This window comes from Lelliottia sp. RWM.1 (assembly GCF_016859735.1).
Lineage (GTDB): Bacteria > Pseudomonadota > Gammaproteobacteria > Enterobacterales > Enterobacteriaceae > Enterobacter.
In genome coordinates, this window is sequence record NZ_WLVC01000001.1 from 366,846 (window position 1) to 374,488 (window position 7,643).

Sequence of the window (7,643 nt, forward strand, 5' to 3'; positions counted from 1 at the left end):
GTCAATGAGCTGCTACTTATTTTTCTCGAAAAAAGTTCGAAGTATTTGTCCACCAATGGACTGAGAGAAATCGTCGACAAAAATAGTTCTTCCTTGCTTAAACTAACTGATTTTCCGCGTAAAACCTCGAATTGGCGGAAGTGTTACAAATCACTACCAATTATGTGCACTTCGTCATAATCCTGACTTTTGCCTACTAAAAAGCATTGATAATTCGCGTCGCGAAAAATAACCTAAAGGCGGTAGTTAATTCGAGGGTATTTCTAACTACCCCAGACCATCAGGTCTTTTATATTTTTCGCCGTTTAGGCGTTTTAATTCGTCAAAGAGGATTTATCTATGCGTACGTTCAGTGGCAAACGTAGTGCGCTGGCGCTGGCTATTGCCGGTGTCACAGCAATGTCTGGTTGGGTTGTCTCCCCTGAAGTTCATGCAGCAGGATTTGTCGATGATTCCACGTTAACAGGCGGTGTCTATTACTGGCAGCGTGAGCGTGATCGTAAAGATGTTACCGAAGACAAATATAAAACCAACCTTTCTCACTCCACCTGGAACGCCAACCTGGATTTCCAGTCTGGTTATGCAGCCGATATGTTCGGTCTTGATATTGCAGCATTTACCGCAATTGAAATGGCAGAAAATGGCGATAGCGGCCACCCGAACGAAATTGCCTTCTCTTCCAGTAATAAAGCGTACAAAGAAGACTGGTCTGGCGATAAAAGCGGGGTCAGCCTGTATAAAGCGGCTGCAAAATTCAAATACGGTCCTGTATGGGCTCGAGCAGGTTATATTCAGCCAACCGGACAAACCCTGTTAGCACCGCACTGGAGCTTTATGCCTGGTACTTATCAGGGCGCAGAAGCCGGAGCTAATTTTGACTACGGTGATGCGGGCGCGTTGAGCTTCTCCTATATGTGGACCAACGAGTACAAAGCGCCGTGGCATATTGAGATGGACAAGTTCTATCAGAACGACAGAAAAACCAAAGTAGAATATCTCCACTCACTCGGTGCGAAGTACGATTTCAAAAACGATCTGGTTCTTGAAGCCGCATTTGGTCAGGCTGAAGGGTATATCGATCAGTATTTTGCGAAAGCCAGCTACAAATTCGACATCATTGGTGGTCCTCTGAGCACCAGCTACCAGTTCTATGGTACGCGTGACAAAGCCAGCAATGGAACGGTTAACGATATTTATGATGGCACAGCATGGTTGCAGGCGCTGACGTTTGGCTACAAAGTCGGTCAGGTTGATTTACGTCTGGAAGGGACCTGGGTGAAAGCTGAAGGCCAGCAAGGCTACTTCCTGCAACGTATGACACCAACCTATGCCTCTTCAAACGGTCGTCTGGATATTTGGTGGGATAACCGTTCTGACTTTAACGCCGATGGCGAAAAAGCCGTCTTCTTCGGCGCGATGTATGACCTGAAGAACTGGAACCTCCCGGGTTGGGCAGTGGGTGCATCTTATGCTTACGCCTGGGATGCGAAGCCTGCCGATATGGCCACCCCGGATGCTTACTACGACCCTAACTACCGTCTGAAAGAGTCCTCTTACAGCCTGGATGCGATTTACACACTGCAGGATGGCCGCGCAAAAGGCACGATGTTCAAGCTTCACTTCACTCAGTATGACAACCATTCCGATATCCCGAGCTATGCGGGCGGTTACGGCAACATCTTCCAGGATGAGCGTGACGTGAAATTTATGGTTATCGCGCCGTTCACTATTTTCTGATGAACCCTCCGGCGGGCTGAGTCCCGCCGGAAAGGAGACTGAAATGATGAAAAAAATCGTGCTTATTGCCGTCATGGCTGCCGGGCTTACAGCCTGTGCGCAACCTCAGGCCCCGAAAGAAGATTCTCGCCTGAAAGAGGCTTACAGCGCCTGCATTAATACGGCTGAAGGCTCGCCGGAAAAAATTGAAGCTTGCCAAAGTGTACTGACTGTGCTGAAGAAAGAGAAAGCACATGAGCAATTCGCGACGCAGGAAAATGTCAGAGTGATGGATTACCAGGCCTGTATTCAGGCGCGTAAAACCGGTAACGATCAGGAAGTGGCAAAACGTTGCGACAAAATCTGGCAGGAAATTCGTAGCAATAACACCAAATAGTAAGCTGTTTGCCACGCCCGGAGACGCTCGTTTACTGTCAATACAGTAAGCAATGCATCTCCGGGCTTTTTTATTGATATTTCAGGCAAAAAAAAGCCAACCGTAAGGTTGGCTCAGAGTACGAAAGCGTGCTTATTTCGCGTCGTGCGCGTGATCGTCTTCACGACAATCGCCTTCTGCACAGTGACCATACAGGTACAGGCTGTGGTTAGTCAGGCGGATGCCATGACGTGCTGCGATTTCACGCTGACGCGCTTCGATGGAATCATCGCTAAACTCAATCACTTTGCCGCAATCGAGGCAAATCAAGTGATCGTGATGATGCTGTTGCGTCAGTTCGAACACGGATTTACCGCCTTCGAAGTTGTGACGGGTGACAATTCCGGCATCATCAAACTGGTTCAGAACACGGTATACGGTCGCCAGCCCAATCTCTTCGCCCATGTCGATCAGACGTTTGTAAAGATCTTCCGCACTGACGTGATGGTTATCCGGTCCTTGCAACACTTCCAGGATTTTCAAACGAGGAAGCGTAACTTTCAGGCCAGCCTTCTTTAATGCGGTATTGTTGTCAGTCATGCGGAATCTGTCCTGTTGCTAAACGATTCACTTCTAAAGAAGAAGTGACAGAAAATGCACTTGGGATAATGCGTCTCATTATAGAACTGCCATGCCTAAATGAAAACTGCAAGTCTCAAGCAAAGTATGCTTATAAAAACGTGGTATCGCCAACAAACTTGTTAGAAAGCGACCCCTTTACCAGACAGTTATTGTACAGGTATGAGCGCAAAAGTTAAAAGTTTGTAGCAATTAATTTAATTGGTACGACCTGATACTGCGACGCAACACAAATGCTGCGCCGCATCAATCATTAAGCGTTAAGGATGTCGTCCAGATTCAGCTCTTCGCGGATCTGTTTCACCCATTTTTCAACACGCTCAGCGGTCAGCTCCGGTTGGCGATCTTCATCAATGGCCAGACCGACAAAGTGATCGTCATCAGCCAGACCTTTAGAGGCCTCAAAGTGGTAACCCGCTGTTGGCCAGTGGCCTACAATCGCCGCGCCGCGTGGTTCAATGATATCGCGAATTGTTCCCAGTGCGTCACAGAAGTACTCTGCGTAATCTTCCTGATCGCCACAGCCGAACAGGGCAACCAGTTTACCGTTGAAGTCAACTTCTTCCAGCGTTGGGAAGAAATCGTCCCAGTCACACTGTGCTTCACCGTAGTACCAGGTTGGAATGCCCAGCAACAGGATGTCATAGCCTTCGAGATCTTCTTTGCTGCTCTTGGCAATGTCATGCACATCGGCAACATCTTTACCGAGCTGTTTTTGAATATTTTTTGCGATATTTTCGGTATTGCCGGTGTCACTGCCGAAAAAAATGCCGATGATTGCCATGAGTAAAATAACCTCTTGAAACTTAATGGTATGGTGGCGCGATTTGTCCACGGATAGGGGCAATAATAGCAGAACTGACAACCCTGCGGAAACTGCTATCGCGCAGGACTGCACTCTGTGCTACATGAAAAGGGTGAGAAAGGGAATTATCCGACTTACACCTTGCTGTGTGATTTTTCGAGTTGCGCGATCAACATCTCTTCAATCAGCTCACTACGGCTGATATTGCGTGCATCAGCAAGTTCGTTAAGTGCATCGACGGCATCAGCATTGAGCTTTAGCTCGACACGCTTAAGCCCACGATTTTTATCGCGTTTAAGCTGATTGCGTTTATTAATACGCAGCTGTTCGTCGCGTGAAAGCGGATTGGTCTTGGGTCGTCCCGGGCGACGCTCATTCGCGAACAGATCTATTGTCGTGCGGTCCGTTTGTTCTTTGGCCATGATTTTGAGACTTCGGGGGAAACACGCCGCCCTGCTAATGCCCAGGCGATAAGCGCGCAATCATACATCACGGAAAACGGCACGCCAACGACTGGAAGCCTGTAGCCTTCCAGTCGCTGTCTTTTTAATCAATTTTCAATGTCAGCGAGATAACGGCGGATAGCGCGAAGTACAGCTTCTGGTTTTTCTGCGTGCACCCAATGCCCAGCTCCGGCAATCACGTGGGCTCGTGTCTGAGGGAACTGCGCCAGAATCGCATCGCGGTACGCTTCAGTAACATACGGTGAATTGCCGCCACGGATAAAGAGAGCAGGGTGTGACCAGGCAGGCACGGGTTCCCAGCCGACAATATGACGGTACTGATCCCACAGCACCGGAACGTTGAAACGCCACTGACCTTCGACGAAAGATTTCAGCAAAAATTGCACAACACCCTCTTCATCAAGGTGCTCGCGCATAATGGCTGCCGCCTGTTGGCGGGTAGATACACCGGCGTCTGTCACGGCATTAATTGCCGCAAAAATTTCATCATGGCGACGAACGTCGTAATCTACCGGGGCAACATCAATAACAATCAGCCCATTGATACGCTCAGGTGCGAGCGCGGTCAGCGCCATAACGGCTTTGCCGCCCAGTGAATGCCCAATCAGCGTGACTTTTTCGAGGTTATTAACGTCAAGTGTCTCCAGCAGATCCTGTGCCATTGCCGTGTAGTTCATGTCCGGCGATCGACCGGAAAGGCCATGGTTTCGCATATCGACCTGCAAAATGTCGTGATCGGTAACCAGATCGCGCGCCAGTACACCCAGATTATCAAGGCTGCCAAACAGGCCGTGAACCAGTACGATAGGGGAATTATTGTTCGGCGATTGTGCAGATTGCGCTCGGGTATTCAATTTCATGGCAAAGTTCTTTTTTTACGTATGTCAGGTTAGGGTATTATGTTGACCATTCTGCCGCCCGGCTGCAAGGATCCAGTTTATTCTGACTTTTGCCGCCAACCTGGCTTGACGCTATCCGCTGTTGGGATTTGACTTTATAATCCCAACGACTTGTATTCAGATAAGATATCGCACTGGATTAAGATGAAAACAATCGAAGTTGATGATGAGCTCTATCAGTATATCGCCAGCCAAACGCGGCATATCGGGGAGAGCGCGTCCGACATTTTACGGCGCATGCTGAAATTTTCCGCCGCCTCACAGCCTGTCACTCCTGTTACTAAAGATGTTGTGCTTCAGCCGAGTGTAGCTGCGCAAGTTAAACCGGCACAAACGCCGGTCAAAGATAAAGTGCGTGCGATGCGCGAACTGCTGCTTTCTGATGAATACGCAGAGCAGAAAAAGGCGGTTAACCGCTTTATGTTGGTGCTGTCTACACTCTATTCACTGGATAACAAAGCGTTTGCTGAAGCGACCGAGTCGCTGCACGGTCGTACGCGCGTGTATTTTGCGGGTGACGAGCAGACGTTGCTACAAAACGGCAATCAAACCAAACCTAAACATGTCCCTGGTACGCCATACTGGGTGATTACCAATACCAACACGGGCCGCAAGTGCAGCATGGTTGAACACATCATGCAGTCCATGCAGTTCCCGGCGGAATTGATCGAAAAGGTTTGCGGTACAATCTAACCCTTGCATAAGAAGGACCCGGCAATGGCAAATCACAACCGTGCAGGCCAACCTGCACAACAAAGCGATTTGATTAACGTCGCCCAACTGACCGCGCAGTACTACGTACTGAAACCGGTTGTGGGTAACGCAGAACACGCAGTGAAGTTTGGTACGTCTGGCCACCGCGGTAGCGCGGGTCGCCATAGCTTTAACGAACCGCATATTCTGGCCATTGCCCAGGCCATCGCGGAAGAACGCGCGAAAAATGGCGTGACGGGTCCGTGCTATGTAGGGAAGGATACGCACGCTTTATCTGAGCCAGCTTTCATCTCCGTACTGGAAGTGCTGGCCGCTAACGGCGTGGACGTTATTGTCCAGGAAAATAACGGTTTTACCCCGACGCCTGCGGTCTCTAACGCGATCCTTGTGCACAACAAAAAAGGTGGTGCGCTGGCTGATGGTATCGTTATTACACCATCCCACAACCCGCCAGATGATGGTGGTATCAAATACAACCCACCTAACGGCGGCCCGGCAGATACCAACGTCACTAAAGTGGTAGAAGACCGCGCTAATGCCCTGTTGGCGGACGATCTGAAAGGTGTAAAGCGCATCTCTCTGGATGCGGCAATGGCCTCAGGTCACGTGAAAGCGTTGGATCTGGTCCAGCCGTTTATCGAAGGGTTGGCTGATATCGTTGATATCGCTGCGATCCAGAAAGCAGGCCTGAAACTGGGCGTTGATCCACTTGGCGGTTCCGGGATCGAGTACTGGAAACGTATCGCCGAATTCTACAAACTGGATCTGACCATCGTGAACGATCACGTTGATCAAACCTTCCGCTTTATGCATCTCGATAAAGACGGCGCAATCCGCATGGACTGCTCCTCAGAGTGTGCTATGGCAGGTCTGCTGGCGCTGCGTGATAAATTCGATCTGGCGTTTGCAAACGACCCGGATTACGACCGTCACGGTATCGTCACCCCGGCGGGTCTGATGAACCCGAACCACTATCTGGCGGTCGCGATCAACTATCTGTTCCAGCATCGTCCACAGTGGGGCAAAGAGGTCGCTGTCGGTAAAACACTGGTCTCTTCTGCGATGATCGACCGTGTGGTCGATGCACTTGGCCGTAAGCTGGTGGAAGTCCCGGTGGGCTTCAAATGGTTTGTTGACGGTCTGCATGACGGTAGCTTCGGCTTTGGCGGCGAAGAGAGTGCAGGGGCATCTTTCCTGCGCTTCGACGGTACACCGTGGTCGACTGACAAAGATGGCATCATTATGTGTCTGCTGGCGGCTGAAATTACCGCCGTTACCGGGAAAAACCCGCAGGAACACTACAATGAGCTGGCCGCACGTTTTGGTGCGCCAAGCTACAACCGCATTCAGGCGGCAGCGACATCTGCGCAGAAAGCCGCTCTGTCTAAACTCTCCCCTGAAATGGTCAGCGCCAATACGCTGGCAGGCGATCCGATTACTGCGCGTCTGACTGCTGCGCCAGGTAATGGTGCGTCCATTGGCGGCCTGAAAGTCATGACCGAGAATGGCTGGTTTGCCGCGCGTCCGTCTGGTACGGAAGACGCGTACAAAATCTACTGCGAAAGCTTCCTCGGTGATGAGCACCGTAAGCTGATCGAGAAAGAAGCGGTAGAGATTGTCAGCGAAGTGCTGAAAAACGCGTAAGTGTAGTTCTGGTGTGGGCTGATGCTTTCACTCCAGCCTTCTCCCACAGAATGAGGGAGAAAACACTAAAAACGGCAACCATAAGGTTAATGCCGATCAGTTAAGGATCGATTGACCGATCCGGTGGCTGGTGTAAAAAGGGTTCCATGTTCATTATGGAGCCCTTTTTAAATGGAACTTTATCAGGCACTTGGCATTATCAACGCCACGCACTCCAGAGCGTGCCCGTAGTCTCGCCGACCTCATTCCCCCGGCGCTTATTCAGCAGGCCTCACGCTGACCGATACCGTCAGAGTCGATGATTTGGCTTGTCGTAGGGATGTCCATTTTCTGCGACCGTCCAATGACAGAAATCGTAAATCTGATGGATATCACTGACCGTACTG

Annotated in this window: 8 protein-coding genes and 1 pseudogene; 5 read left to right on the top strand and 4 right to left on the bottom strand. The window is 50.2% G+C overall.

The genetic code is table 11. The annotated features are described in order from the left end of the window. Positions 1-339 precede the first annotated feature (339 nt). Complete coding sequence (gene chiP, locus GF617_RS01745) at positions 340-1,737, top strand: chitoporin (RefSeq protein WP_203450926.1); 1,398 nt, start codon at positions 340-342, stop codon at positions 1,735-1,737. A gap of 46 nt (positions 1,738-1,783) precedes the next feature. Then, entirely contained in the window at positions 1,784-2,113 is a 330-nt protein-coding gene (gene chiQ / locus GF617_RS01750) for a ChiQ/YbfN family lipoprotein (RefSeq protein WP_203450935.1), read from the top strand. A 132-nt stretch (positions 2,114-2,245) separates the two neighbouring features. Here chiQ and fur read toward each other — a convergent pair whose 3' ends face one another. From fur to ybfF, 4 genes are all read right to left on the bottom strand, one after another. Continuing rightward, entirely contained in the window at positions 2,246-2,692 is a 447-nt protein-coding gene (fur, locus tag GF617_RS01755; RefSeq protein WP_032681417.1) for a ferric iron uptake transcriptional regulator, read from the bottom strand. A 292-nt stretch (positions 2,693-2,984) separates the two neighbouring features. Beyond that, positions 2,985-3,515, bottom strand: coding sequence for a flavodoxin FldA (fldA, locus tag GF617_RS01760; RefSeq protein ID WP_014069353.1), 531 nt, complete (start codon positions 3,513-3,515; stop codon positions 2,985-2,987). Positions 3,516-3,670: 155 nt separating this feature from the next. After that, on the bottom strand, positions 3,671-3,958 hold the full coding sequence (gene ybfE, locus GF617_RS01765; RefSeq protein WP_181622682.1) for a LexA regulated protein: 288 nt from the start codon (positions 3,956-3,958) through the stop codon (positions 3,671-3,673). A 128-nt stretch (positions 3,959-4,086) separates the two neighbouring features. Continuing rightward, a complete protein-coding gene (gene ybfF / locus GF617_RS01770) occupies positions 4,087-4,860 on the bottom strand; it encodes an esterase (RefSeq protein ID WP_203450927.1) in 774 nt (257 codons plus the stop codon). 183 nt (positions 4,861-5,043) lie between these two features. On the opposite strand from ybfF, the gene seqA reads away from it, so the two are divergent. The 3 genes and pseudogenes from seqA to GF617_RS01785 form a co-directional block, all read left to right on the top strand. After that, a complete protein-coding gene (gene seqA / locus GF617_RS01775; RefSeq protein WP_181622684.1) occupies positions 5,044-5,592 on the top strand; it encodes a replication initiation negative regulator SeqA in 549 nt (182 codons plus the stop codon). Between the two features lie 24 nt (positions 5,593-5,616). After that, entirely contained in the window at positions 5,617-7,257 is a 1,641-nt protein-coding gene (pgm, locus tag GF617_RS01780; RefSeq protein ID WP_181622685.1) for a phosphoglucomutase (alpha-D-glucose-1,6-bisphosphate-dependent), read from the top strand. Between the two features lie 171 nt (positions 7,258-7,428). After that, positions 7,429-7,643, top strand: a pseudogene (locus tag GF617_RS01785) (transposase domain-containing protein); the annotation flags it as partial.